Annotated in this window: 26 protein-coding genes; 12 read left to right on the top strand and 14 right to left on the bottom strand. The window is 58.4% G+C overall.

Annotation, left to right across the window (positions count from 1 at the left end):
* Positions 1 to 46: 46 nt before the first annotated feature.
* On the top strand, positions 47 to 1876 hold the full coding sequence (locus tag RVM24_RS10685; protein ID WP_374812330.1) for a long-chain-acyl-CoA synthetase: 1830 nt from the start codon (positions 47 to 49) through the stop codon (positions 1874 to 1876).
* Positions 1877 to 2268: 392 nt separating this feature from the next.
* Here the strand turns inward: RVM24_RS10685 and RVM24_RS10690 are convergent, their stop codons facing one another.
* Together RVM24_RS10690 and RVM24_RS10695 are read right to left on the bottom strand one after the other, a co-directional pair.
* Entirely contained in the window at positions 2269 to 3249 is a 981-nt protein-coding gene (locus tag RVM24_RS10690) for an NADPH:quinone oxidoreductase family protein (protein WP_374812332.1), read from the bottom strand.
* A gap of 163 nt (positions 3250 to 3412) precedes the next feature.
* Positions 3413 to 3982, bottom strand: a complete 570-nt coding sequence (locus tag RVM24_RS10695) for a BLUF domain-containing protein (protein WP_061331614.1) — start codon at positions 3980 to 3982, stop codon at positions 3413 to 3415.
* Positions 3983 to 4205: 223 nt separating this feature from the next.
* Here RVM24_RS10695 and RVM24_RS10700 point away from each other — a divergent pair, with 223 nt between their 5' ends.
* From RVM24_RS10700 to RVM24_RS10720, 5 genes are all read left to right on the top strand, one after another.
* The gene (locus RVM24_RS10700; RefSeq protein WP_058092112.1) at positions 4206 to 4823 is read left to right on the top strand and encodes a trimeric intracellular cation channel family protein; all 618 of its coding nucleotides are present in this window, start codon (positions 4206 to 4208) and stop codon (positions 4821 to 4823) included.
* Between the two features lie 137 nt (positions 4824 to 4960).
* The gene (locus RVM24_RS10705) at positions 4961 to 6259 is read left to right on the top strand and encodes an NCS2 family permease (protein ID WP_061331616.1); all 1299 of its coding nucleotides are present in this window, start codon (positions 4961 to 4963) and stop codon (positions 6257 to 6259) included.
* A gap of 22 nt (positions 6260 to 6281) precedes the next feature.
* The gene (locus tag RVM24_RS10710; protein WP_374812335.1) at positions 6282 to 6824 is read left to right on the top strand and encodes an adenine phosphoribosyltransferase; all 543 of its coding nucleotides are present in this window, start codon (positions 6282 to 6284) and stop codon (positions 6822 to 6824) included.
* A gap of 21 nt (positions 6825 to 6845) precedes the next feature.
* Complete coding sequence (locus RVM24_RS10715) at positions 6846 to 7508, top strand: fumarylacetoacetate hydrolase family protein (RefSeq protein WP_072676648.1); 663 nt, start codon at positions 6846 to 6848, stop codon at positions 7506 to 7508.
* 60 nt (positions 7509 to 7568) lie between these two features.
* Positions 7569 to 8873 (top strand): ABC1 kinase family protein, encoded by a 1305-nt coding sequence (locus RVM24_RS10720; protein WP_374812337.1) that lies wholly within the window; start codon positions 7569 to 7571, stop codon positions 8871 to 8873.
* Positions 8874 to 9041: 168 nt separating this feature from the next.
* Here the strand turns inward: RVM24_RS10720 and RVM24_RS10725 are convergent, their stop codons facing one another.
* Entirely contained in the window at positions 9042 to 9719 is a 678-nt protein-coding gene (locus tag RVM24_RS10725) for an SIR2 family NAD-dependent protein deacylase (RefSeq protein WP_374812339.1), read from the bottom strand.
* A 32-nt stretch (positions 9720 to 9751) separates the two neighbouring features.
* Entirely contained in the window at positions 9752 to 11155 is a 1404-nt protein-coding gene (locus tag RVM24_RS10730) for an FAD-binding oxidoreductase (RefSeq protein ID WP_374812340.1), read from the bottom strand.
* Between the two features lie 187 nt (positions 11156 to 11342).
* On the opposite strand from RVM24_RS10730, the gene serA reads away from it, so the two are divergent.
* Positions 11343 to 12572 carry a phosphoglycerate dehydrogenase gene (serA, locus tag RVM24_RS10735; protein ID WP_061331620.1) on the top strand — a complete coding sequence of 410 codons (1230 nt, stop codon included), beginning with the start codon at positions 11343 to 11345 and terminating at the stop codon, positions 12570 to 12572.
* 199 nt (positions 12573 to 12771) lie between these two features.
* Positions 12772 to 13056, top strand: coding sequence for a hypothetical protein (locus tag RVM24_RS10740; RefSeq protein WP_061331621.1), 285 nt, complete (start codon positions 12772 to 12774; stop codon positions 13054 to 13056).
* Positions 13057 to 13145: 89 nt separating this feature from the next.
* Here the strand turns inward: RVM24_RS10740 and RVM24_RS10745 are convergent, their stop codons facing one another.
* Both RVM24_RS10745 and RVM24_RS10750 read right to left on the bottom strand, forming a co-directional pair.
* Positions 13146 to 13802, bottom strand: a complete 657-nt coding sequence (locus tag RVM24_RS10745) for an OmpA family protein (RefSeq protein WP_374786872.1) — start codon at positions 13800 to 13802, stop codon at positions 13146 to 13148.
* 57 nt (positions 13803 to 13859) lie between these two features.
* Positions 13860 to 14849, bottom strand: coding sequence for an alpha/beta hydrolase (locus tag RVM24_RS10750; RefSeq protein ID WP_374812342.1), 990 nt, complete (start codon positions 14847 to 14849; stop codon positions 13860 to 13862).
* Positions 14850 to 14919: 70 nt separating this feature from the next.
* Here RVM24_RS10750 and RVM24_RS10755 point away from each other — a divergent pair, with 70 nt between their 5' ends.
* On the top strand, positions 14920 to 15813 hold the full coding sequence (locus RVM24_RS10755; RefSeq protein ID WP_374812344.1) for an alpha/beta hydrolase: 894 nt from the start codon (positions 14920 to 14922) through the stop codon (positions 15811 to 15813).
* On the opposite strand, the gene RVM24_RS10760 is transcribed toward RVM24_RS10755, so the two are convergent.
* Genes RVM24_RS10760 through RVM24_RS10775 form a run of 4 tightly spaced genes read right to left on the bottom strand, consistent with a single transcriptional unit; the run spans position 15791 to position 19814 of the window.
* Positions 15791 to 16069 carry a GIY-YIG nuclease family protein gene (locus tag RVM24_RS10760; RefSeq protein WP_374812346.1) on the bottom strand — a complete coding sequence of 93 codons (279 nt, stop codon included), beginning with the start codon at positions 16067 to 16069 and terminating at the stop codon, positions 15791 to 15793. The genes RVM24_RS10755 and RVM24_RS10760 overlap by 23 nt on opposite strands.
* Positions 16062 to 16967, bottom strand: a complete 906-nt coding sequence (locus tag RVM24_RS10765; RefSeq protein ID WP_374812348.1) for a DMT family transporter — start codon at positions 16965 to 16967, stop codon at positions 16062 to 16064. Before RVM24_RS10765 ends, RVM24_RS10760 begins: the two co-directional genes overlap by 8 nt.
* Positions 16960 to 18345, bottom strand: coding sequence for a sigma-54-dependent transcriptional regulator (locus tag RVM24_RS10770; protein WP_374812350.1), 1386 nt, complete (start codon positions 18343 to 18345; stop codon positions 16960 to 16962). Before RVM24_RS10770 ends, RVM24_RS10765 begins: the two co-directional genes overlap by 8 nt.
* Positions 18342 to 19814, bottom strand: a complete 1473-nt coding sequence (locus tag RVM24_RS10775; RefSeq protein WP_374812352.1) for an ATP-binding protein — start codon at positions 19812 to 19814, stop codon at positions 18342 to 18344. The genes RVM24_RS10770 and RVM24_RS10775 overlap by 4 nt, the downstream gene beginning before the upstream one ends.
* 220 nt (positions 19815 to 20034) lie before the next feature.
* Between RVM24_RS10775 and RVM24_RS10780 the strand changes: the two genes are divergently transcribed.
* Both RVM24_RS10780 and dctP read left to right on the top strand, forming a co-directional pair.
* Positions 20035 to 20415 carry a DUF4168 domain-containing protein gene (locus tag RVM24_RS10780; protein ID WP_374812354.1) on the top strand — a complete coding sequence of 127 codons (381 nt, stop codon included), beginning with the start codon at positions 20035 to 20037 and terminating at the stop codon, positions 20413 to 20415.
* Between the two features lie 170 nt (positions 20416 to 20585).
* On the top strand, positions 20586 to 21641 hold the full coding sequence (dctP, locus tag RVM24_RS10785; protein WP_374812356.1) for a TRAP transporter substrate-binding protein DctP: 1056 nt from the start codon (positions 20586 to 20588) through the stop codon (positions 21639 to 21641).
* Here the strand turns inward: dctP and RVM24_RS10790 are convergent.
* From RVM24_RS10790 to RVM24_RS10800, 3 genes are read right to left on the bottom strand one after another with little or no spacing between them, the layout of a single operon-like run.
* Complete coding sequence (locus RVM24_RS10790) at positions 21638 to 22441, bottom strand: mechanosensitive ion channel family protein (protein ID WP_106694953.1); 804 nt, start codon at positions 22439 to 22441, stop codon at positions 21638 to 21640. The genes dctP and RVM24_RS10790 overlap by 4 nt on opposite strands.
* A 9-nt stretch (positions 22442 to 22450) precedes the next feature.
* Positions 22451 to 23662: a hypothetical protein gene (locus RVM24_RS10795; protein ID WP_058092129.1), complete on the bottom strand. Its 1212-nt coding sequence runs from the start codon at positions 23660 to 23662 to the stop codon at positions 22451 to 22453.
* Positions 23663 to 23680: 18 nt separating this feature from the next.
* Positions 23681 to 24520: a 23S rRNA (adenine(2030)-N(6))-methyltransferase RlmJ gene (locus tag RVM24_RS10800; RefSeq protein WP_106694951.1), complete on the bottom strand. Its 840-nt coding sequence runs from the start codon at positions 24518 to 24520 to the stop codon at positions 23681 to 23683.
* Between the two features lie 157 nt (positions 24521 to 24677).
* Between RVM24_RS10800 and RVM24_RS10805 the strand changes: the two genes are divergently transcribed.
* The gene (locus RVM24_RS10805) at positions 24678 to 25991 is read left to right on the top strand and encodes an MFS transporter (protein WP_374812360.1); all 1314 of its coding nucleotides are present in this window, start codon (positions 24678 to 24680) and stop codon (positions 25989 to 25991) included.
* An 8-nt stretch (positions 25992 to 25999) separates the two neighbouring features.
* Here RVM24_RS10805 and RVM24_RS10810 read toward each other — a convergent pair whose 3' ends face one another.
* Positions 26000 to 26368 carry a DUF4870 family protein gene (locus RVM24_RS10810; RefSeq protein ID WP_374812361.1) on the bottom strand — a complete coding sequence of 123 codons (369 nt, stop codon included), beginning with the start codon at positions 26366 to 26368 and terminating at the stop codon, positions 26000 to 26002.
* Positions 26369 to 26375: the final 7 nt, after the last annotated feature.

Raw genomic sequence — 26375 nt, forward strand, 5'->3', positions numbered from 1 at the left:
GCGGTTCAAAACCTATAAAGACAATGACGACTGAAACGGAAGCAACATGAGCCAAGACATCGTAACCGCGCGCGACATCCTACGCAGCCTGCCAACGGTCCTGAAAAAATTCCCCTATGTGGCCAAGGGGCTTTATTACTACCGGCTGAAGGACGACAACAAAGACCTGACGCTGGGCCGGCTGGTTGAACGCAACGCCGACAAATACCCCCAACGCCCGGCCATTCTGTTTGATGACCGCACCATTACCTGGTCAGAGCTCGACGCATGGAGCAACCGGGTTGCCCATTACCTGAAGGACCAGGGGCTGGTGAAGGGCGACGCCATTGCCGTGCTGCTGGATAACCGCCCGGAACTGCTGGCCACCGTGGTTGGCGCCGCCAAAGTCGGCGTGGCCTGCGCCATGCTGAATACGTCACAGAAGGGCAAGGTCCTGGCCCACAGCATCAACCTTATCCAGCCCCGTATGCTGGTGGTGGGCGCTGAACTGGTTGACCACGCCGAGGGCGTGCGTGACTACATCCAGCTACGCCACACCAAGCCCCTGCAGTACCTGGCCGATGCCAATACCCTGAATACGTTTGGTGAAGCACCACAGGGCTACACCAACATGGCGCTCGAAGTCAGCCAGCGGTCTTCCACCCGTCCCATGCTCTCCAACAACGTTACTATGGGCGATACGGCTGTTTATCTGTACACCTCCGGCACCACTGGCTTGCCCAAGGCCGCCCCTGGCTCACACCGCAAGTTTATCCGGGCCTATGGCGGCTTTGGCATGCTGTCCCTCGCCATGGAACCGGAAGACGTTCTCTACTGCACCCTGCCCCTGTATCACGGCACCGCGCTGCTGGTGTGCTGGGGCTCGGTACTGGCCGGCGGCTCCGCCATCGCCCTGCGCCGAAAGTTCTCCGCCAGCGCGTTCTGGGACGACGTCCGGAAATACAACGCCACCACCTTCGGCTACGTCGGCGAACTCTGCCGCTACCTGCTGAATCAGCCCCCCAGCGCACAGGACCGCAACCACGGCCTGACCAAGATGATCGGCAACGGCCTGCGCCCGTCGATCTGGACCGAGTTCAAGGAGCGTTTCGGCATCGACAAAGTGGCGGAGCTTTACGCCTCGTCTGAGGGCAACATCGGCTTCAGCAACTTCTTCAACATGGACAACACCGTGGGCTTCTCCACAGCCCCTTACAAGCTGGTGAAGTACCACGAGGGCACCCGCGACCCGATCCGAAATAGCAAAGGTCGCCTGGAAGAAGTAAAAAAAGGCCAGCCGGGTTTGTTGATCGGCGAGATCAACAAGAAGTGGGCGTTCGAGGGCTATACACAGAAAGACGCCACGGAAAAATCGATCCTTCGCGATGCCTTCAAAAAAGGCGATGCCTGGTTCAACACCGGCGATGTGCTGAAGGAAATCGGCTGCCGACACCTGCAGTTTGTCGACCGCATGGGCGATACCTTCCGCTGGAAAGGGGAGAACGTTTCCACCACCGAAGTGGAAAACATCATCGACGGCTCCGGCATGGTTCAGGAGGCGATTGTCTACGGCGTGGAGATTCCGAACACCAATGGCAAAGCCGGCATGGTGACGCTGGTGCCGCAGAATCCGGAGGCGTCTTTTGATGCGGACAAGCTGTTCGCCTATCTCCAGGACAATTTGCCGCCGTATGCGATACCGGTTTTCGTGCGGGTAACCCACGCCATCGAGAAGACGGGCACGTTCAAGTACCGGAAGGTGGATATTCAGAAGCTTGGCTATTCATTGGACCGTCCCCATGAGGAGGTTTATGCCTGGCTTCCGGGATCATCCGGTTATACGCGGCTTACGTCGGAGTTGGTGGCCGATATCGATGCTGGTGGAGTTCGGTTCTGACTTTTTGTGGTGGGGTCTAGTTCGGCCCTAGCCTGCCGGGTTTCGGGGGTGGTGAGAGTGGGGACTCCCTCCCAAAAAACGCTACGAGCACATCCGTGTGCGCTTCGCTCCGGCCATCCATGGCCTCCGAGATTTTTGGGAGGGAGTCCCCACTCTCACCCTCGAATTTCGGGACAATAGTCGGCAAAAACAGGACTCACCAGCGTCATTATTCGGATGACTATTCCTCGATGCTCGAACGCCGGGTTGGGGACGTCTTCCAAAAAATCTTGAGGGCCAGGGATGGCCCGAACGAAGCGCACATGGATGTGCTCGTAGCGTTTTTTTGGAAGACGTCCCCAACCCGGCGCACACCTGAACCAGAAAGCTAGGAACCCAGCTCAGACCAAAGTTCAGGAACCAACCCGAAGAACGATCTTGCCAGTAGCACGGCGACCAGTTAGGGCTCCCAGAGCCTCGGCGTACTGGTCGAACTCGAAAATTTCGCTGACCTTCGGGTCGATTTTGCCCTCGCTGTACAGCTGCAACAGCTCCATCATGTTCTTCGCACTGGCCTCCGGCTCCCGCTGGGTGAAGCTGCCCCAGAACACCCCGACCACCGAACAGCCCTTCAGCAACGTCAGGTTTGCCGGTACCTTTGGAATATCGCCTGCGGCAAAGCCGATGATCAAGTGGCGGCCGTTCCAGGCCATAGAACGCAGGGCCTGTTCGGTGAAGTCGCCGCCGACCGGGTCGTAGATCACGTCCACGCCCTTGCCTTTGGTGAGTTTCTTCACCGCTTCTTTCAGGGATTCTTCAGAGTAGTTGATCAGCTCATCAGCGCCGGCGGCCTTGGCCACCTCCAGCTTTTCGGCTGTGCTGGCCGCCGCGATTACCTTTGCGCCCATGGCCTTGCCTAGTTCAACGGTCGCCAGACCAACACCACCGCTGGCGCCAAGCACCAGCAAGGTCTCGCCAGGCTGAATGTTAGCCCGCTGTTTCAGCGCATAATAGGAGGTGCCATACACCATCATGAAACCGGCCGCCTGTTCGTAAGGCATGCCGTCTGGAAGGGGCAACAGGTTGGATTCGGGGGCAACCACTTCTTCAGCAAACGCACCCCAGCCTGTGAGGGCCGCTACCCGGTCACCTGGCTTGAAGCGGGTGACTTTCTCGCCCACTTCGAGCACTTCACCCGCCAGCTCGCCGCCCGGTGAGAATGGCATGGGTGGCTGCAGTTGGTATTTGCCCTCTATGATCAGGGTATCCGGGAAGTTGAGGCCCGCGGCCTTCACCCGGATTTTCACGCCCCGGCCCTTGGCCTCCGGGCTTGGGATGTCTTCAATAACCAGGTTTTCGGCAGGTCCGTATTCTTTGCACAGAATGGCTTTCATGATCTCTCCTGATACCTTGGGGCCGATCAGCGTAACTGCAGTGTTCGGGCTCAAGCGGCGTCTTGTTCAGCTTTTTTATTGAATCGCACCAAGCTAAACGCAGTTGCATCATGAAGCAAATCAAGATCGCTTATCGTTTCGTATAAACCACGCTGATTCAGCCCTACAACATAGTCGCGCTGACCGCCAGCGCCACGACCAGGCCCACCGCAGCAACAACCAGCCCGGCTTTAAGGCCTGGTGACAGCGTTTGTGGGGCGGGTGACGTACTGCGGACCGGCTCGTCGTAGTTGACCAGCTTCTGGTCCTGACTGGAGCGGCGGATCAGGTCGATCATTTCTTCACACTGGGTGCTGTCAAAAGCGGATGGATTGAACTCTGGCAAGTGGTGCTTCTGAAGAAATGCCTGAACATCTGCAGAGGCCGGCACGTACTTCATCGACCAGTTTGTGAACGACCGCTCGGCCACCGGCTCCTCGATCAACGTCCGGACATTACGATGCCTTGGGTCCTGAAGAATTCTCTGGTAAGTGTCCCGAACGGCCTCCTCTTCACCCTCCAGATATTGGAAAAAGCGGTTGTCACCGTAATACAGCCCGCCTACAAGCCCTACTTTTCCGTTGTTCCGACGAGACACAAGCAGAATACGGGCAACGTGGGGCTCAACCCCTTTCTCCAGAGGTTTGGCTTCAAAGGTTGCTTCACTGGCGTAGGCAAGGCGAATCAGCGGCATTTATGGTGTACTCCGGATCAATGAGAACAGGGGTCGTTGAACATACGCCATGTCAGGGGCTGGCAGATCACTCTTGAGGTAATTCTGTATCCTGTCTCCGTTCTTCATCATTTCTCGGCACAGGTGGGGTGCCGTCAGGTGAATCCAAGCCCGTTTTCGGCTATCCTTCGCACTCCCGTTTGATCACCCTTGCTTACGTACACTTTCTGCCCCAGAGCCGGCCATGTTCGACATCATCTATACACTTGAAATGATTGGGGTTGTGGCATTTGCCATTTCCGGCATGATTGTCGCTCGTTCGAAGAACATGGACCCCGTGGGCATTTTTGCCATCGGTTTTATTACTGCGCTGGGTGGCGGCACGTTGCGGGATCTGATCATGGATAACCACCCGCTGTACTGGATCAAGCACCAGGAGCAGCCTATCCTGATTCTGGCCATGGCGATTGTATTCAGTTACTGGAGCCGGGCGCACAGCCTCAAGGAATCCCGTATTGTTTTCCCGGATGCCATTGGCCTCGGCATTTTCTCGATTCTCGGCGCCCAGTTGGCGCTGGACCTGGGCCACTCCTGGTTTATCGCGTCCATGCTCGGCGTAATGACGGGCTGCTTCGGCGGCGCACTGCGCGACACTCTGTGCAACGAAGTGCCCTTCATCTTTCGTAAGGATCAGATCTACGCCTCCATCGCATTCGCCGGATGCTGGCTGTACTTTGTGTGCCAGTGGTTCCTGGAAAGCGAGTCTATCGCCCTGACCATCGGCCTGTTGTTCATAGTAACCGTACGCATGCTGGCCGTCCGTTTCGATATCCGGCTACAGCGAGATCACAGCACGGGCTGAACGGTCAATCATTCCCTGGCCTTGGCCTGAGACCCGTGAGCCGGTAAGATTGCCGTTTTTTCACCCAGTTCACGATTTCCGCACGTAAACAGAGTTTCAAACCCCAACCCAGGCATCCCGAGAGGCAGACCCCCGTCATGCTTGAACGACTGTTCCAACTCCAGGCCCACGGCACCAATGTTCGTAAAGAAGTGGTAGCGGGCATTACCACCTTCCTGACCATGGCGTACATCATCGTGGTCAACCCCAGCCTACTGTCCTCCACCGGCATGGATTTCGGTGCGGTGTTTGTTGCGACCTGCCTGGCGGCAGTGATCGGCACCCTGATTATGGGCTTGTGGGCCAACTACCCGATCGCACTAGCCCCGGGCATGGGCCTGAACGCGTTCTTCTCGTTCACAGTGGTAGGCAGCATGGGCTATACCTGGCAGGTGGCCCTGGGCGCGGTATTTCTCTCCGGTTTTCTGTTCTTCCTGCTGAGCATCTTCAAGGTGCGGGAGTGGATCATCAATTCCATTCCCATGTCTTTGCGGTTTGGTATTTCTGCCGGCATTGGCTTCTTCCTGGCCCTGATTGCCCTGAAAAACGCCGGCATTGTAGTGGATCACCCCGCCACGCTGGTCAGCCTGGGTGACGTCATGGTGCCAGAGGCACTGCTTTTCTTCGGTGGTTTTGTGCTGATCTGTGCGCTGTCTTTCCGTCAGATCACCGGTTCTGTGATGATTGGCATTATCGCCATTACCGTGATTGCGATGATGCTGGGCATGGTGGAATACCAGGGGCTTGTGTCTGCGCCACCAAGCATCGCCCCCACTTTCATGCAACTGGACCTGGCCGGCGCCCTTAACGTTGGCATGATCAGCGTGGTGTTTGCCTTTCTGTTTGTTGATCTGTTCGATACTTCCGGCACCCTGGTGGGCGCTGCCCAAAAAGGCGGCCTGCTGGATAAAGACGGCAAGCTGCCGCGCCTGGGCCGGGCCCTGATGTCGGATTCGGTAGCAACCATGGCGGGCTCTGCCCTGGGCACCTCCACCACCACCAGTTATGTGGAATCCACCGCCGGTATCGCGGCGGGTGGCCGCACCGGCCTGACTGCCGTCGTGGTCGCCCTGCTGTTCCTGGCCTGTCTGCTATTCTCACCCATTGCCAGCGTGATCCCGCCTTACGCAACGGCCCCGGCGTTGCTTTACGTTGCCTGTCTGATGGCCAGTGGTCTGAAACTGGTGGACTGGGACGACATCACCGACATCGCACCGGCCATCGTCACCGCCTTGATGATGCCGCTGACGTTTTCCATCGCCCATGGTATTGCCCTCGGCTTTATCACCTACGTGGCAGTCAAGGCCCTGGCCGGCAAATGGTCTGACCTGAACTGGAGTGTCACCACCATCGCCGTTGTCTTCGTTCTGAAATTCATGTTCCTGGATCTGGCGTAAGCCAGGTCCGCACAGGTGAGTTATGGATTATTTTTCCGAGAGTATAAAGAAAGCCATCCGCACCGTGCCGGACTGGCCCAAACCCGGTGTTTCCTTCCGGGATATCACCACGGTTCTGCAAGACAAAACCGCATTTCGCAAGCTGATTGACGCCTTTGTTCACCGCTACCATGGCCAGCATATCGACGCCGTGGCGGCGGTGGATGCCCGCGGCTTTATCATCGGCTCGGCCCTGGCCTACGAGCTCAACGCCTCACTGGTGCTGGTACGTAAGAAGGGTAAACTTCCCTTTGATACCCTGGTGGAAGACTACGAGCTGGAATACGGCACGGCGTCGGTGGAGCTGCACAAGGACGCCTTCAAGCGCGGCGATAAAGTGGTACTGGTAGACGACCTGATCGCCACCGGCGGCACCATGCTGGCCGCTACCCGACTGATTCGCCGTATTGGCGCGGAGATCGTGGAAGTCGCCGCCATGATCGACCTGCCGGACCTGGGCGGTTCGCGCAAGCTGCAGGAAGACGGCCTGCAGGTTTATACTGTGTGTTCGTTCGAGGGAGAATAACCACCGTTAAAGGAGGCGACCATGCCCGATTATCAACATCACTGGAAAGATGGCACACCGGTTCATCTGCCCCTGGGCAAAATCGTGTGCATTGGTCGCAACTACGCTGAGCACGCGCGTGAACTGAACAACCCTGTGCCCGACGAGCCGCTGCTGTTTATCAAACCCTCAACGGCAGCGGTGCACATCACCCGCCCTCTGGACTTCCCCCGCAACCAGGGCGAAGTCCACTTTGAAACTGAGCTGGCCGTGCTCATCGGCCGGCCGCTCACCAACGCCTCTGCCAGCGAAGCCGAGGGTGCTATTCTGGGCTACGGCCTGGCGCTGGACCTGACGCTGCGGGATGTACAAAGCAAGCTCAAGGAGAAAGGCCAGCCCTGGGAGCGGGCCAAGGCCTTTGACGGCGCCTGCCCGCTCTCCCCGTTTGTGGCTGCCGACAAGCTTCCCAAAGGCAACATCCGTTTCACTCTGGACATAAACGGACAACGCCAACAGACCGGCGACACCCGTGATATGCTGAACCCCATTGTGCCGCTGATCGCCCACATGAGCAGCCAGTTCACCCTGCAGCCCGGGGACGTGGTGCTGACCGGAACTCCCAAAGGCGTCGGGCCACTGGTCTCCGGCCAGACCCTGTCGCTGGAACTGGAAGATGTGCTGTTTGTGGAGACAACAGTGGTCTGATTTGCCCGCCTGAACGCATATTCAGGCGAACCACGCGTTTCAGGGGAAACAGACAGGACCATGGCGAAGAAACCAGTTACGTCCCGTACAGGACGCTTCTTCAAACTCGCGGGCATGACCGCCTCCGTGGCGGGCCAGTACGCAGGCCAAAGGGCCCGGCGCATGTTCCGCACGGTCGACGACGAAGGCGCTCGTAGCGAAAGTTACACCCGTATGGCCGGCGAGATTGCCGACACCTTGGGTGAACTCAAGGGTGCAGTGATGAAGGTGGGGCAAATTGCGTCCCAGACCCAGGACTTCCTGCCCAAAGAGTTTTCCCAGGCTCTGGAAAAGCTCCAGAAAGAAGCCCCACCCATGCCTTTCGATGTCATTCTTGCGCAGATGGAGAGCGAGCTGGGCAAACCGGTGGGTGAACTGTTCGAGTACCTGCAGGAAACCCCTTACGCGTCCGCCTCCATTGGCCAAGTCCATCGCGCCCGCCTGCACGACGGCACCGATGTGATCGTCAAGGTGCAGTACCCAGGCGTTGACGAATCCTGTGACTCCGACCTGAAACAGCTACGCCTGGCCCTGAAGCTGGGCGGCCTGCTTAAAATGCCCAAGGAGACCGTAGACCAACTGTTCGGCGAAATCCGCCTGCGCCTGAAAGAAGAACTGGACTACGAAAACGAAGCCCGCAATCTCAAGCTCTTTCACGAATTCCACAAAGACCAGCCCTGGGTCGTTATTCCGGAGGTGGTCGACAGCCACTCTACCCGGCGGGTACTGACCCTGGAGCTGGTTGAAGGCGACCATGTCAGCCAGGTGACCCCGGAACGCTACAGCCAGGAAACCCTCAACGACATCGGCCACCGCATCTTCACCATCATGGCCGACCAGCTGTTCCGCTTCCAGTGCATCCACGGCGACCCACACGCGGGCAACTTTGCCTACCGGCCGGATGGCACCATCATCATGTACGACTTTGGCTGTGTGAAAAAACTGAAGCCGGAGATTGTGGAGGCGTACCGAAAAGCACTGATTGCAGCTCTGGATGAAGACTACCAAGCACTGGATCAATACCTGATCGACCTGGGTGCCCGCGTGGATAACCAACCAGCAGTAGACGAAGCCTACTACGCCATGTGGCGGGACATCCTGATCATTCCGTTCCTGAATGATGAGCCTTACGACTTTGCCGAGGCCGACATCCACAAGCACGTAGCGGCAAAAACCAGCACCGTGTTCAAATACCTGGATTACTTCAAGCCGCCCGTGGAGAGCATCTTTATAGACCGGATGATTGCGGGGCATTACTGGATGTTGAAACGGCTGGGTGTGCAGGCCGCATTTAGAAATGAACTGGAGAAATACCTCCGAAGTTGAGGCCAGAGCCCTGTCGGGGAGGGCCAACTATCGAGCGCAGCGCTGCTATGGGGAAGGCTTTCCAAAACACGCTCCTTCGGCACATCCCTGTGACGCTTGGGCTCCGCCATCCATGGCTCCGCACAGTTTTGGAAAGCCTTCCCCATAGCAGCACTCCCAACATGGGTGCTAGCCCAACATCGTGACCCACTCACTCAAGCCATCACTCGCACCTTTACGAATGACCCTTGCCCTGGAAACCGAGGCCGGCTCGCCGGGATCAATCACGGTGATGGGCACATCGATGTCGACCTCGTAAACCAGTCCGGCAGCCGGGTAGACCTGTAGGGATGTCCCGACAATAAGCAGACGGTCAGCAGTACGAACCACCTCAGCGGCCGCATCCAGCATCGGCACTTCCTCACCGAACCAGACAATATGCGGCCGCAGCTGGGTGCCTCGTTCGCATACATCGCCGGGGTGGATTTCCTTGTAGCCGATGTCGTAGATCAGATCAGGAAAACCAGAGCTGCGGGCCTTGGTGAGTTCGCCGTGCAGGTGTAGCACGTTGGTAGAGCCGCCCCGCTCGTGCAGGTCATCCACGTTCTGGGTAACCACCGTGACTCGGTAGCGGCTTTCCAGCTCGGCCAACAGGCGGTGAGCAGGATTGGGCTGTACCGATTCCAGCTGGTGCCGGCGTTCATTATAGAACCGCAGCACCAGCTCCTGATTGCGGGCAAAGGCCTCCGGCGTGGCCACATCGTAGACGCTGTGTTGCTCCCACAGGCCTCCGCTGTCGCGGAAGGTGGAGAGACCGCTTTCAGCGCTGATGCCAGCGCCGGTGAGCACGACAATGTGTTCCTGCACTCGCCCAAAACCTCGCTTTCAACGAACCGGGATCAATCGAAAATCTTGCCCGGGTTCATGATGCCATTGGGGTCGAACACCTGCTTGATGCCGCGCAGATAGGCAATTTCGGCTTCGCTGCGGGTGTACTGCAAGTATGGCTTCTTGGTCATGCCCACGCCATGTTCGGCGGAAACGCTGCCCTGATAGCGTTCGACGATCTCAAACACCCACTTGTTCACCTGCTGGCATTTCTCGAAGAAATCCTCGTTAGCCATACCTTCAGGCTTGAGTATGTTCAGATGCAGATTGCCGTCACCAATATGACCGAACCAGATGATCTCGAAGTCCGGGTAGTGATCGGTAACCACGCTTTCGATTTCCTGCAGGAAACCCGGCACTTTTGACACCACCACGGAAATGTCATTCTTGTAGGGGGTACGCGGGGCAATCGACTCGGAAATCCGCTCCCGCAGCTGCCACAGGTTCTGGGCCTGGGTTTCGCTCTGGCTGATCACGCCATCCAGTACCCAGCCTTCCTCTACGCAGTGCTCGAACAGCGCCATGGCATCGTCCATCACCTGGTCAGAGACTGCCTCGAACTCCAGCAGCGCGTAGTAAGGTGCTTCTGTTTCAAATGGAGCCTGCACCTGGCCGTGAGCCAGAACGTGGCCCATGGCCTGATGGGAGAAGAACTCGTAGGCGGTCAGGTCCAGCTTGCTCTGGAACTTCTGCAGCACATCCATGGTGTTGGTCAGGTCGCCCAGCCCCAGCACCAGCACCGTCAGGTTGTCTGGCTGGCGGGTGAGCTTCATGGTGGCTTCGGTAATAAAGCCCAGGGTACCCTCGGCACCGATAAACAGATGGCGCAGGTCGTAGCCGGTGTTGTTCTTTTCCAGGTCCTTGTTCAGGTCCAGGATATCGCCCTTTCCGGTGACCACTTTGAGGCCGGCCACCCAGTCGCGGCTCATGCCGTAGCGGATCACCTTGATGCCACCGGCATTGGTGGACAGGTTGCCGCCGAGCTGGCTGGAACCCGCTGAGGCAAAATCCACCGGGTAGTACAGGCCGTTTTCTTCGGCAAAATTCTGCAACTGTTCAGTGACCACCCCAGCCTGGCAACGCACAATGCGGTCGCTGGCGTTGAAATCCAGAATCTGGTTCATGTTGTCGAACGCGACGACCACCTCACCGTTCGCCGCCACCGCACCGGCACTCAAACCCGTGCGTCCGCCTGAGGGCACCAGCGCTATCTGGTTATCATTGGCAAACTTCACCAGCGCCTGCACCTGCTCAGTGGTCTTGGGCAGAACAATTGCTAATGGTTTGGGGGGATAGATCTTGGTCCAGTCCTTGCCGTAGGTGTCCAGGTCGGCCGGGTCCGTCAGCACTTTTCCCGGTGCGTCACCGGCGGCCACCAGCTCGTTCAGGGAAGCAATGATCTGTTCGGAATTCATGGATGCGTCAGTCTCGTCAGGTTTGGGCCGGGCCTGTGGTTCGGCGATTCGCAAGGAATTGATTCAGGCAAACCGGCGCGCTGTGAAAAGTTCCTTTTATGGTATCATACCGCCCCTGTTCTGTGAGCCGGGTTGACGATCCCCGGCCGCGGTCATTTCACGTGACGAAAGGTTCGGAAGCAAGCCCATGTCAAATACGTCTCTCGAAAAGAGCAAAATCCGGATCCTGCTGCTGGAAGGCGTGCATCAATCCGCCATTGATACCCTGAACGCTGCGGGTTACACCAACATTGAGTACCTGTCCCATTCCCTGGGCGAGGAAGAGCTGATCGAGAAGATTGCCGATGCGCACTTCGTCGGTATTCGCTCCCGCACCCAGTTGACCGAGAAGGTATTTGACGCCGCCAAAAAGCTGGTGGCCGTGGGCTGTTTCTGTATTGGCACCAACCAGGTCGACCTGCAAGCCGCCACCCGCCGTGGTGTTGCGGTATTCAACGCACCGTTTTCCAACACTCGCTCCGTCGCCGAGCTGGTATTGGCCCAGGCCATCCTGCTGCTGCGCGGCGTGCCTGAGAAGAGCGCCAAGGCGCATCGGGGCGAATGGCTGAAATCCGCCAAGAACAGCTACGAAATCCGTGGCAAGAAGCTTGGCATCATCGGCTACGGCAATATCGGTACCCAGTTCAGTGTTCTGGCCGAAGGCTTGGGCATGGATGTGTACTTCTACGATGTGGTCTCCAAGCTGTCGATTGGTAATGCCACCCAGGTAGGCACCCTGCAGGAACTGCTGAACATCGCAGACGTGGTTTCCCTGCACGTACCGGAAACGCCGGCCACCAAGTACATGTTCAAGGCCGAGCAGTTCGCCCAGATGAAGCCTGGCTCCATCCTGATGAACGCATCCCGGGGCACCGTGGTCGACATTGACGCCCTGGCCGACGCCCTCCGCTCCGGCAAGCTGCTGGGTGCTGCGGTAGACGTATTCCCCGTTGAGCCGAAGTCCAACGACGAAGAGTTCATCTCTCCGCTGCGCGAGTTCGACAACTGCATCCTGACCCCTCACGTGGGTGGTTCTACCATCGAGGCCCAGGAAAACATCGGTCGCGAAGTGGCCGAGAAGCTGGCCATGTACAGCGACAACGGCACCTCCGTATCCTCTGTGAACTTCCCGGAAGTTGCCCTGCCGTCGCACCCGAACCAGCACCGCCTGCTGCACATCCACGAGAACGTGCCGGGCGTGATGTCCGAGATCAACCAGGTATTCTCCGAAAACGGCATCAACGTGTGTGGCCAGTACCTGCAAACCAAGGAAGACATCGGTTATGTGGTTATTGACGTCGACAAGGCCTACGGTGAACTGGCACTGGAGAAGCTGCGCCAGGTGAAGGGCACTATCCGTTGCAGGGTACTGTTCTGAGCCCAGCACTTGCGCTAAAAAAACCGGAGCCTGGCTCCGGTTTTTTTATGACATTTCGGGCCACAATACCCTGAATTCAGGTGACTTCAACAAAACTTAATCCTGACGCCCTTGAGTTTCCGGCGCCCGAGGCCATGCTGATAGGTACCACTCATTGAAATGGCCGGGGCAACTGCCCGGCCTGACAGGAGAGTTAGCTATGTCACTGAAGGATTCTTTGCAGCGAAAACTGGAAACCCAGACTGAACACTGGAGCAAACAGATCGAAAGCCTGAGAGCCGAGGCCAATGAGAAAATAGCCAAAGCAAAGGACGAAGAAGCTGAGGCCAAGATTCAGAGAGATTTCTCAGAACGCATCCAGGCCATGGAAGACCAGATTGAGACGGCCCGAACCAAGCTGGGCGAGCTGAAAGAGTCTGGCGAGAACCAGCTGGATGAACTCAAAAAACGCATTGATGAGTGGCTGCCCAGCAACACTAACTGATGCCACGATTACTGAGAGCGGATACAAAAAGCCCCGGCCTTAACAGCCGGGGCTTTTTCATTCGGTGATTACCAACCTGCTGCCAGACGTTACTGCATCGGCACCAGGGTCAGCTCAACCCGACGATTCTGCTCACGGCCAGAAGCTGTGTCGTTGGAAGCAATCGGGTAACGCTGACCATAGCCCACAGCGCGAGTCCGGCCCGGCTCAATACCCTGATTCAGCAGGAAGTCACGAACGGATGACGCACGGCGCTCAGACAGCAGCTGGTTGTAGTTCTCGGCACCCGTGCTGTCGGTGTGGCCTTCGATCTGGATGATGGTCTTGTCGAACTCTTTGAGCACCAGTGCCACAGACCCAAGGGTGTCGTTGAAACCCGGGCGGATGGTGGACTGGTTGGTATCAAAGGTGATGTTGCCCGGCATAACCAGTTCAATCTGGTCACCGTTACGCACTACGCGAACACCGGTACCTTCCAGTCTATGGCGCAGTTCGGCTTCCTGGCGATCCATGTAGTAGCCAATACCGCCACCAATAGCAGCACCACCGGCGGCGCCGATCAGGGCACCCTTGCCACGGTCGCTGCGGCTGGAGGTAGCAGCACCCACCGCCGCACCACCGATAGCACCAATGATGCTGCCCTTGGTAGCACTGGAGGTCTTCTCTTCACCAGTGTACGGGTCGTAAGTCATACAGCCACTGAGGCCAACGGTTGCCACTGCAAAGGCAAGAATGGTCTTTTTCACTGTTATCTCCTGTTTCAGTTCCTGATTGGCGGCCACCGCGTGGCACAAACCAATGTGTTATTCCGTGAACGTATCAATAATGGTGTTAAACACCGTCGCCTGCAAATCCTGCGCTTCGTTTACCAGATGATGACGCCCATCCGGGATTCTTTGTTCCCTAACCGAGGCAAATTTATTCCGGATGATCCGCAAATTGTGCTGCCAGTCCACGGTCAGATCCTTTTCCCCCTGGACCACCGTTACCGGAAAGTCCACCGGCCGCGCCGATTCTATATGTGGCACCCATTTACGCAGGGCCGTCACCCAATCCACATGCACGGCCCTGGCCTGGAGGGGATCATGCTCCCGCAAAAAATCCAGAAAGCGGGTGTTGCCACTGTTGGCTCCGAACACCCTCCGCCAGCGGGTCAGGAACGGCTTGACCAGACTGTGCAGAATCTTGGCGCCCAACCACCCCATGGGACGAACCAGTGGCGCCAGCAACACCACCCTGCGGAAATCCGAGGTTTCCCGGTTATGGTGATTCGATAACAGGTAGTCGATCAGAATCGCCCCACCCGTACTCTGTCCTACCGCAAACCAGGGGCCGCGGATTTTATCCCGCACATGGGCCATCACCTCCGACAACACCGCCTGGTATTCCAGAAAGCTACCTATGGCTGCCGGCGTACCGCTGGACAACCCGTGCCCGGGCTGATCGTAGGCCAAGACATCAAAACCGGCCCCAAGGCAGCGGTCAATCAGCTGCGTGTACAGCCCCACATGATCAAAGTAACCATGAAGAATGAACACCGTGCCTTTGGGGGCAGACGACTCCGGCAGCCGGAAGTAATGAACCATCACCTCATGCCGTTCAGCCTTGATGTAACCCTGATGGTAAGTAACCTCCGGGTGCTCTACCCATAAGTCCAGGCCATAAAAACGGCAGTAGGCCTCCATCTCGACACTGAGTTCACGGTTGATGGCCGGATCAAAGGGTTCCAGACGATCCAGCAAAGAATGTCTGTCCCAGTTCGGAATTTCTATGGTATCTGTTTTCCAGTACACGTAGAGTTAAACGCCTGTCATGAATCGAGAATTGTTCGACATCCTAACGCATTCACGAGGGAGAACACAGATGTTCCAGCCGCTTCTTGAAGCCGGGCTGCGCCAGACAATGCAGCGCTTGGTCCGCCCGATGCTCTCGAATGCTGTACCCCTGAAACTGCAACGCCAGCTGATTCGCCAGGCCTACCGGTCGTCCGTACCGCCACGCAGCGCCCGGTTTGTCCGGGACGACCTGGGCGATGTTCCCGTGGTGCGAACCACGGCAACAGCAACGCCATCCGGAACGATCCTCTACCTCCACGGCGGCGGCTACATCATTGGCTCTGCCAGCACCCATCGGGGTATCACCGGGCATCTGGCCAAACTGTCCGGGTGCGAAGTGATTACCCCCGATTACCGCCTGGCTCCGGAACATCCGTTCCCGGCAGCGCTGGATGATGCCGAATCCGTTTACCTGGCGCTGATCAGCCAGGGGCTGTCGGCCAATAGCCTTGCCTTGGCCGGTGATTCGGCCGGCGGCGGATTATCCATCGCTCTGGCGATGAAATTGCGTGACCACAAACACCCGCTGCCCTCCTCGATCACGTGTTTCTCGCCTTGGGTCGATCTCAGCCAGGGCGCGCTCTATCAGCCGGAGCGCGAGCCGGTGTTGCAGGAAAGCTGGACCGCCAATGCCGCCCGAATGTACGCCGGTGACACACCGCTGACCACGCCACTGATATCGCCGGTGTATGGCCAGCTGGATCACTTGCCACCGTTACTGATCCAGGTTGGCAGCGAGGAAATCCTGCTGAACGATGCTACCCGGCTGGCAGATGTCGCCAAGCGAGATGGCGTAGCAGCCCATCTGGAGATCTACAATAACCTGTGGCACGTGTTTCAGGTCCATTGCGGCCAACTGGACCGCGCCACTGAGGCCGTGCAGGTTGCCGCCGACCATGTCAGGACCCATCTGGCAAGCTGAGAGCACCTCTGATAAGCGCTTCCTTACGGGCTTTGGACCAGCGTTTGACCTGCCATTCCAGTTGCGAGGCCCGGCTACGGTTGCCGACCGATGCCTGGAATGCCAGAGTCAAAGGCCCTTTGCCCCGCAGGCTGCGGGCCCCTTTCGGGGCCCCGGCCTGATGCTCTGAGAAGCGGCGTTCCACGTCTGTGGTAATGCCGGTATACAGGCTGCCGGTTCTGGTGCGAACCAGATAAAGGTACCAGCCGTCATCCATGGTCGAGCCCCCGCTGCCTGACCCGAACCTTCTGCTGCTGTAACCACAACCCGGCCATGATCAGCGTCAGCCCGACGTAGGTAGACGGCAAAATGATTTCGCCGAGGATGAAGTAGATAAACACTAACGACAGAAACGGTGAGATGAAGATCAGGTTGCTGACCTTCGCCGTGTTCTCAGCCTTTTTCATAGCCTGGGACCAGAGCACGAAGGCAATTCCCATCTCGAATACCCCAACATAGACCGCCGCTGTCAGGGACCCGCCCAGTGGCAAGTCGAGCCCCACCGTGTACCAGCACGCCAGGGTTATGAACGGCAAGCCAAACAGGAAATTCAGGAACAGGCCAACCACCGGATCACGGGTGTCGCGAGTGGCAATAATCCAGTAGCTGGCCCACACCAGGGTACTGCCCAACGCGAAGGCGACGCCCAGCGGGTCTGAAAAGCTGAGACTGGTGACCGCACCCCGGGTAGCAATCACCACCACGCCGGCATAGCAAACCAGACCAGCAAGGATGTCGATGCGGCGCAGTTTCTGGCCCAGAAAGGGTACCGAGAGATAGGCAAGCACCAGCGCCCAGGTGTAGTTGAGCGGCTGCGCCTCCTGGGCGGGCAGGCGGTCAAAGGCGCCGAACAGGAAGAAATAGTACAGGCACGGGTTGATCAGACCCATCCCAACAGACTGCAGGTACTGCCGCCGGGAAAGTTCAAATACCAGATGCCAACGGCCCTGGGCCATCAGGATTCCACCCATGACCAATACTGAAGCGGCGCAAGCCACCAGCAACATCTGCACCGGAGCCAGCTCGGCCAGGGCCAGTTTGAAGGCGGTTGCCACAGTTGACCAAAGCAGCACTGTCGCCAGACCATAGAGCATGGCCTGTTTCTGATTAGTCATTGGCCGACCCTGTTTCCGTCTCCAGCCAACGGTAGAGTGTGCGGCGGTTGATACCGAGAATCTGTGCCGCCCGGCGTTTATTGCCATCCACCGCCGCCATCACCCGGCGCACATAGTCCTGCTGTAAGGCCTCCAGCGTTGGCCACTCTGACAGATTGACCGAACCCGGTGCCGCCAAAGGCTGGGGAGAGGCCCCCTGACGCTTTCGGATGCGCTCCGGCAAATGCTCCGGTTGAATGGTATCGCCCTCGCAGAAGGTAACCGCCCGCTCAACGGCACTGGACAACTCCCGAACGTTACCAGGGAACGGATAGTCCCGAAGCACTCGAAGGGTCACATCACTGAGTTTGATAAACCCCCGGTTGTGGCGGCGGCAGGCTTCCTTGAGGAAATGCATGGCCAGCAATTCAACATCCTCACCCCGTTCCCGAAGTGGCGGAATACCGAGAGACAGGGTTTCCAGGCGATAGTACAGATCCTCCCGGAACTCCCCCTGCTCCACCGCCTTCATAAGATCAACGTGGGTGGCGGCGAGAATCCGCACATCCACGGTTTCCTCATGATCAGAGCCGACCGGCTTGATGGAGCCTTCCTGAAGCACCCGTAGCAGCTTGGCCTGCAGAGCCAGGGGCATCTCACCAATCTCGTCCAGCAACAAGGTGCCACCACTGGCTTCCGCAAACAGCCCCTTGCGCCCCTGTCTGGCGCCGGTAAAGGCGCCGGCTTCATGGCCAAAGAATTCACTTTCCATCAGGTCCGGCGGAATGCCCGCACAGTTAACGGCCAGAAAGGCCTGCCCGGCCCGATCACTCTGCTGGTGCACTGCCCGGGCCACCAGCTCCTTGCCGGTCCCGCTTTCACCGTTGATCAGAACCGCTGCCTGGCTACGGGCCACCTGCCGGATTTCGGTGCGCAAGCGCGCCATGGCCGGACTGTCGCCCACCAGGCCCAGGTTATTTCCACCGTTCTGACTGGCCTGAATCTCCGCCAACTGCCGGTTGATGTCCGCCTGGGCCAACAGCCGCTTTATCTTGAGCCTCAGGTGGTCCGTCGAAAGTGGCTTGGTCAGAAAATCATCGGCACCGGCTTTCAGTGCATCCACCGCCTGATCGACCGTGCCAAAGGCGGTAATCACGATAAAGGGAATGCCCGGATGCTCTGCCTGCTGAAACGACAGCACCTGCAGGCCGTCGCCATCCGGCAGTCGCAGGTCCGAGACGATCAGGCTTGGCCGTTGTTCCCGCAGCTGCTGCCGGGCCTCATCAACGGTCCCGGCCCGGAGCATGGTGTAACCGTCCATCTCCAGCTCTTCGGCCAGCAACTGGCCCAGGCTCTGGTCATCCTCAACCAGTAATATGGTTGCTACCGAATCACTCATACGCCGGTCTCCCTGGGAAAATACAGACTCATTCGACACCCGCCCAGGCTACTCTCCTCCACACCCACACGACCTCCATGTTCCTTTATGACGCTGTTCACAACGGCCAGCCCCAGGCCGGTGCCCTCGCCAGCAGGGCGGGTACTGTAGAAGGGCTCGAAGATCTTGTCCCTATCCTCAGGCGCAATACCCGGCCCGTCATCCTCTATCCGGATTTCCCAGCAATCATCGGACTGATGGGCCGTTACCCTTAGCCGGCTGCGGGCAGACTGGCAGCCATTACGGATAACATTCAGGCAGGCGAGGCCAACCCGTAGCGGCTCAGCCCGGGTGGGCATGGATTGATCAATGCCTTGGGTCTCAAGCTGACAACGACCGCACCGTTCGTCTTCGGATGCGCGGGCCAGAACGTCTCGCAGAACATCAGACAGGTCCAGTGGTCGCCTGGAGTCTGGCACGTGCCGGAAACAGTCCAGTAATTGCTGAATGATGGTGGTCATCCGCTGCACCTGGTGCTCAATATCCTTAAGGTGCCGCTGTTGATCGTCCGGCAGCCCCGCCCTGGCGAGTATCCGGGCACGGCCCTGAATCACATTCAGCGGCGCCCCCAACTCATGGGCAACCCCGCCGGCGACGCGGCCGATCATGGCCACCTTCTCCTGGTACTCCAGTTGTTCGGCCAGCGCTCTTTCCCGGGCAATCCGGTCTTCGATCTCGGCCTCGGCATCGCCCATGCGCCGGCCCATATCCCGAATACCCCGATGAATCTGTCGCAACTCCCTAGGGCCGGCCGCAGGGGTCGCCAGAAGCCAACGGCCAGGCGCCAGTTTATCCATGTTCTCCATCAATCCATTCACGTGGCGCCCCACAGTACGGTAATGCCCCAGCACCACCACCAGGATGATGGTCATAGCCAGCACAGACCAGATCCCCACCGCCCACCAGCGGCTGGAGGCCACCAGGTCGTGGAAGTCACTGCGCTGCCTGGTCACCTGTAGCAGCCCCTGAATGCGGCCGTCTTCGCCGACCAGTGGCGTGAACTGCGAAAACACCGATTCGCCATCAACCCGCCGGAAAGCACCGCCCAGCTCGCCACTGGCGATGACCCGCTCGGCACTCACGCTGTTGGTGACGTCAGAATCCGCCACCCCAAGGCTCGCCACCCGGTTACCTTCTTCATCAAACACGGACGCCCCGGAAATGCGGCCAATCTGGAAGATGGATTTGAGGGATTCCCCAAGCACCAGTTCGTCTTTCTCCACAAGGGCATTGGACAGGGGGCCGCTGACCGCCCTGGCAACCAGCTCAAGGTCTTCGCGAAGGCGTTCATTCAATGCTTTTTCGACCGCGCCCAAGCCGATATATATCGCAATACCACTGAACATCAGCAGCGGAACCACGATGCTCAGAACCAGCGTCAACTGCAGCGAACGAAACAGGTCACCAATTCGGCGGCCAAGGGAAGCCATGAGCGATTCCTATGTAGAAGTGTCACAGCATTTGTGCCACATGTGGCATTTCGCCACAACCAGGATTACCCGAACGTAATGCTGGAATCAACTCAAGATGCTGTTTTTATTGACTTTATATTTATTTTCGAAAGTTGGCACAGCACTTGTTAAGTCTATTGCGTGTTTCACAAACCGGCAGAACTTCTCAAATTTCTGCCAAACCTCAAGGAGCTTGTTTATGAATAAACTGCTGATTTCCATGACCGCTTCCCTGGCCATGCTCGCGGCTGCACCTGCCATTGCCCAGCAAGATGCTCAGCAAGGCGCTGAATACGCAGACCCAGCGGCCCAGAATGCTCAGGATGCCAACTACAGCGATTCCGAGCTGCAGCAGTTCGTGGAAGCGCAATCCGGCGTAATGGAAGTTCGTGAGGACTACATTGCCAAGATTGAAGCGGCCGATTCCCAGCAAGAGGCCCAGGAACTGCAAATGGAAGCCAACGACAAGATGGTGGGCGTGATCGAGGAAGTCGGCATGGATATTCCGACCTATAACGCCATCGCAACGGCTTACAGCAGCAACCCGGAAGTACGTAACCGCGTTGACTCAATGATGTAAACGAACCCTGCAAACCGGTTCGTCCTTCAGCCCCGCCCCAGGCGGGGCTTTTTATTTCCTGCCCGGTGATATTGCCCCCTCCGGATCTGCCTCCTGAGCTATCTTGTGGTACCTTTTCCGTCAGGAGAAACCGACAGCTTTTCATCTTTCCGGACCGGAGTCCGCCCGCTATGATCAAAAACCACGTCCGCCACTGGCTGGCACTGGCAGCCTGCACCGCGATGCTTTCCGGATGTTCCGACGACCCGTCACCCGGCGACCAAAGCAGCCAGCAAACCATCTCGGAGAAATATCCGATTACCTGGCGTTTTGCCCTGGAGGAAATCGAGGGGAGCGTGCAGCATCAGTACGCGGAGACGTTCCGGGCTCACATTGAGGAACTTTCCGACGGCCGCATTGAAGTGGATGTTTTTCCCTATGGTTCTCTGGGAACATCCACCCAGCTCACCGAGCTGGCCCGCAATGGCTCGGTGAACCTGGCCTTTGCCTCACCCGGCCACCTGGCCGACACGGTTCCGGAATCTGGCATTTTCAACCTGCACTTTCTTATGCCCGAGCAACCGGAAGCCGCGCGGCAGTTGCTGGAAGATCCGGAGTTGATCTCACAGTTCCAGCAGCCCTACCAGCAAACCGGCCTGCAATTACTGGGCTTTATTTCGGAAGGCTGGATGACCTGGACCGCCAATCAGCCCCTGCGCTCGCCAGACGACTTCCAGGGCCTGCGCATCCGTACGATGACGTCCAACATGGCTGCCGAGGCTTACCGTGCGTACGGGGCGGAGCCGGTTCAGACGCCCTATTCCCAAGTCTACAGTGACCTTCAGCTACGCAAGATCGACGGCCAGACCAACCCGGTGTTTGCCATTGAGGAAATGGACTTCCACGAGGTGCAGACCACCCTCACCATGGCACAGGCATCCTATTTTGTCGCCTCGATCGTGTCTAATCAGCAGTGGTACAACAACCTGCCCGAACAGGAACGCACCTGGCTGAACGAGGCGGTGCGGGATCTGGCGGAGTTCGCCTGGGACAGCCAGGAAGCCCTTAATCAGCAGCGACTGGAGCGCATGGTGGAAACCGGCGGAATTCAGGTAATCCGGCTTAACCAGGAGGAGCGGGAACGATTCCGGCAAGCCAGCCTGCCGGTACGGGACAAATACCTTGAACAGACCGGTGAAACCGGCCGTGCCCTTTTGGAATTTGTGGACGGATGGACGCAGCGCTAGGCTGCGTCTGTCACCCGTTTTGACACCATCCGAACGCCTTCCCGGGCGCAGACATCGGCCGCCCTGGCAGTCAGATCCGAGATAAACCGGCTCTGCTCCCTGGGCTCCAATGGGTAGGCCTTGAGGCGATAGCGCATGGCGTCGTCGGTGGCGGAAACGGTCACAATCACCGGCTGATAGGTTTTGGTCAACGGGCAGGTAAACACCACGTCCCGAAACAGCTGCTGCATCCGCGCCACGTTGTGGTTTGGGTCCAGGTGCAGCTCGGCCACACACATCAGGTTGTCGGTGCCGTCATTGCCGTTCGCCAGCAGGGTATTCCACAACAGGCTGTGGGGAATCACGATCACGGTGTCATCCAGGGTGACAATCTCCGCTGCCCGAGTACCGATCGACCTCACCTCACCGTACCGACCGTTCACCTCAATCCAGTCCCCCGGGCGATAAGGCATCTCATAGAGGGTCACAATGCCCGCGATCAGACTGTTGGCGTAATCCTTGAAGGCAAACCCCAGCGCCAGGCCCAGGGCCCCGAAAATTGCCACCATGTTCTCAAAAGACGGCTCCACCAGGATGGGCACCACCGTCACAATGGTCAGCACAATAATCAGTAACCGCAGAAGCGGTACTGACGCCAGCAGGTAAAGCCTGAGTTTGCCCCCGAGCTTCCCCGCGAGGGCCGGAAGCAGCTTCTGCACCAGCATGATCACTAAAGATGCCAGTATCACCACCATCAATGCATTCAGCAACGCGTCAGTAGTGATCGAAGCAAATGTCTCCTTGAAACCGAAATCGCCCATCCAGATCTCCTAGAAACCATCCACGGGATAGCCCCGGGCCTGAAGGTTCTTGCGAACGGCGGAGTACCCCAGTGGGGTGACCCGATACACATCCGATTCAGGTGCTCGGCCAACCAGCTCGGACCGGATTAGCCGGTCCAGAGTCAAGGCAATATCCTGTTTCTGTAGCCCGGTCACCAATGCCACCTGCTCGGTATCAAGGCCGTCGTGCAACAACAAGGCATGCAGAATGTGGCTCGGCTGTCGCCCGGCACTCGCAGGCACCGAGGGCAGGCTGATCTGATCCAGCGGAGCAACCCAGCACCGACGCCCGGCCAGCCGGACAACTTCCTTGCCCGAGTCTTCATCGTCTTTCTCGGGCCGGGCCCGCAAGGTACGTTGCCAGATAGCGAGCGCCACACCCCGGTTGCCCCGAGCAAGGGTTGCCAGGTCCTGGTTAAAGCTGCTGTATTTCAGGTCAGAGTCCTGCCCGGGTGCCGGCAGAACATACAACCCATCGCGGGTCATTCTGGCAGTAACCTGCTGCTCTCCCTGGCCGGACGCCAGGTAATCCAGCCACCGGGTCAATTGCTCACCAGTCAGCGGCGCCAGGGTGTAAGGTGCCAGGCTGAGCTCCGGTGAATACTGGCGCCAGAACTGCCAGCACCAGCTGGAACAGCCAACCATGCCATTACCGGCATGGTCCAGCGCGATGCGAGCGAAGAGTTCCCGAAGCAGATTCAGCCCGCCCGGATGCCTGAGCCAGAAATCCGCAAGTTCCGGAATCACCCAGTCGCCGCCGGACAGTTGTTCATCCCACCAGGCACCAGCGTCCTGCTCTGTCATCAACAGGTTATCCGGAGGTGTCAGCACTCTCCGGGACAGGCAGCGGAGGGCTTCCTTCACCCCGGAAAACGGAGGCGCCACCACAAAGTTCACCTCGCGATGGCTGGCTCCGTCACGGTGTAGCTGATCGAACTGGTCCACCAATACCTGCGCCAGCAATGCGGCATCCGGTTCCGGTGCAAATTCCTTCAGCCGATCCCCAGACAGCATCGGCAGATCATCCAGGCTCTGGAATGCCTGCTCCTCCGGGCTGATACCGGCTCTCAACTGGTCAAGAATGTCCCGAAAGGCGCCGCGGATGGTTTTCTGAACCGAGGTCTCAGGGGTTTTCCATTGGTCCAGCGCAATCAGTCCGCCAGGCAGATACGGGTGGTCTTCTACAACGTCATTCGCCAATGCGATACTCCCGCCAGATTATTCCGGAACCAGCCAGCTCAGGGACTGAGATAAGCCAAGCCCTGCGTCGCCCTGCACATCATCCATCATAGCCATGAAGCGTTGTTCAAAGCCCCAGGGCGGATTCACCACCAACAAACCTGAACCGACCATGCCGCGCTCCGGCGGTTGATCCAGCCGCACCTCATGGCGCAGGATCTTGCGCACGTCGCCTTTTTCCAGCTCGCTGATCAGGCGCTGCTCCAATCCGCTGGTCAGGATGGGATACCAGATAAGATAGACCCCGTGACGGCATTTTTTCCATGCCTTGTGCAAAGTATCCGAAACCTGCTGGTAATCGTCTTTGATCTCATAGGAGGGATCGATCAGGGTCAGCAGTCTTGGCTGGGGCGGCGGCAACTGTCGGACCAGTCCTGCCAGTCCATCCTGCTGCAGCACCCGGACACCGGCATCACGAGCCCAGATTTCCAGGGCTCGCCCCTCGGACGGGTGCAGTTCAAAGGCCGTCACGGAATCACCAGGGCGGGCAAATTCCGCAAACCAGGCGGGAGAACCGGGATAATGGGCCAGGGTTTCACCAGCACCATTATGACGTGCCAACACCTCCAGCATCGGGCGCCAGTCCATTGACGCCAGCCTCTGGCGCATGGCCCACAATCGCTGGATTCCGCTGTCGGCCTCCGCCGTTTTCCTGGCCCGGTCGCTGGCCAGATCGTACATCGCACTGCCGGCGTGGGTATCAAAACAGGCAATCGGGGTCTTTTTCGCCTGCATCATGGCCAGCGCCAGCGTGAGGGCAGCGTGTTTTTGCACATCGGCAAAGTTGCCAGCGTGAAAGGCGTGAAGGTAACTCAGCATATCGGGCTCCTGATCTCAGGCGCCCATTAAGCATCACCTGCCGGGCCCAGGCAACCCTGCTGGAAGCCCGCAGCGTGGCACTTGCACCCTCCAAGCCGGTGATCAGGCACACGGCAACCTGCTATGCTTGCGCTCTTGTGAAATAAGGAGAACAACCTTGCCTGGCCAGAGTAACGCCCCCGTTGACCAGCTGTATGCCCTCATCGCTAACGAAGAAGACGCCAGGGTCTGCAAAGACATTCCCGAGGAGGCCTGTCGGGAGGTACCCAGGAATTTCTTTCTGATTCTTGCGGCCAATGTTTTGACCAAGCTCGGCGACCTTCTGATCAGCCCGAAAACCGTTCTGGCGTGGATGATGAGCGCCGTCGGTGCCCCTGCCCTGGTGGCCTGGCTGGTGCCGATACGGGAATCCGGTTCCATGGTGCCACAAATGGTGATTGCCGCCTGGGTTCGGCGCAAGGCGGTGCGCAAGTGGTTCTGGACGTTGGGTAGCTTCGGGCAATCGGTCAGCGTGGTTGGTATGGCCGCCAGCGTCTGGTTTCTGGAAGGTTATGCCGCCGGCATGGGCATCATTGCAGGGTTGGTGGTGTTCTCCCTGGCCCGGGGCTTTTGCTCAGTGGCGATGAAAGACGTTCAGGGCAAGTGCATCCCGAAAACCCGTCGAGGCCGGTTGTCTGGCCTTGCCACCACCATTGGCGGCTCCCTGACGGTCGCCATGACCGCTCTTCTGTTCTGGGATCGTGGCGATCCAACCCTCGGGTTCTACAGCCTGCTTCTGCTGCTCGCTGCGGTGCTGTGGGTGATCGCCGGTTTTCTGTTTGCCAGTGTGGAAGAATTCCCCGGTGAAACCGGCGGCGGCAACAATGCCATGACCGAAGCCATTCAGAGTTTGTCGCTGCTGAGAGACGATGCGCCCTTTCGCCACTTCGTGGTAACCCGTGCCCTGCTGCTATGCTCGGCCTTGGCGTCGCCCTATTTCGTAGTGCTGGCGCAGAAGCAATCGGATGTCGGCTGGATGCTTGGGGTGTTTCTGTTGGCCAGTAGCCTGGCCAGCTCGGTCAGTGCCAGTTTCTGGGGCTGGGCGGCAGATACCTCAAGCCGGCGGGTCATCATACGGGGCGCAGCCATGGCCAGCGCCGTCTGCCTGTTGGTGGGCTTCAGTGCCTTGATCTTCGGGCCGGGTGTAGGTGGTGCCTGGTTCTACCCCGCCGCATTCTTTGTTCTGAGCATCGCCCATGCCGGCGTGCGCCTGGGGCGTAAAACCTACCTGGTGGATATGGCCGGAGGCAACAAACGCACAGATTATACCGCCGTCAGCAATACGGTGATCGGGGTTCTGCTGCTGGTAACCGGGGGGCTGACCGCCGCGCTGTCGCTGATTTCAGACATCGCGGTGATTATCGTGCTGGGGCTGATGGGCTTTACCGGAATGGTCAGCGCCCTGCGCCTGAAAGAGGTCACCGAAGACTGAGCGTCCCGTTACTCGGGTGCCTTGCCGTCGTTCAGCGCCAGGGCGCCTTTAACAATGCGATAGATCACCCAGATGGCCATCCCCAGAAGGATAAACCAGCCAATAATCACCATCAGGGTAAGGGTGCCGATCACCAGCCACAGCAGGCCAATCCAGAAGGTGCGGATCTGCCAGCGAAAATGGGGCTCAATCCAGGTGCCACGCACCTCATCCATCTTGACGTAGTTGATGATCACCCCGACCAGCGCAGTGATCCCGCCAAGAAAGAATGCCAGTCCCTGCAGAATATAGACAATAATCGCCAGGTTGCGGGCGGAATCCGCCCCCTGCGGTTTGTTCTGATTTGATTCGGCGGGAATAAACTCAGGCTCAGCCACGGGCAAC

The organism is Marinobacter sp. KM021, from assembly GCF_050707965.1.
In the GTDB taxonomy this organism is placed as follows: Bacteria; Pseudomonadota; Gammaproteobacteria; order Pseudomonadales; family Oleiphilaceae; genus Marinobacter; species Marinobacter shengliensis.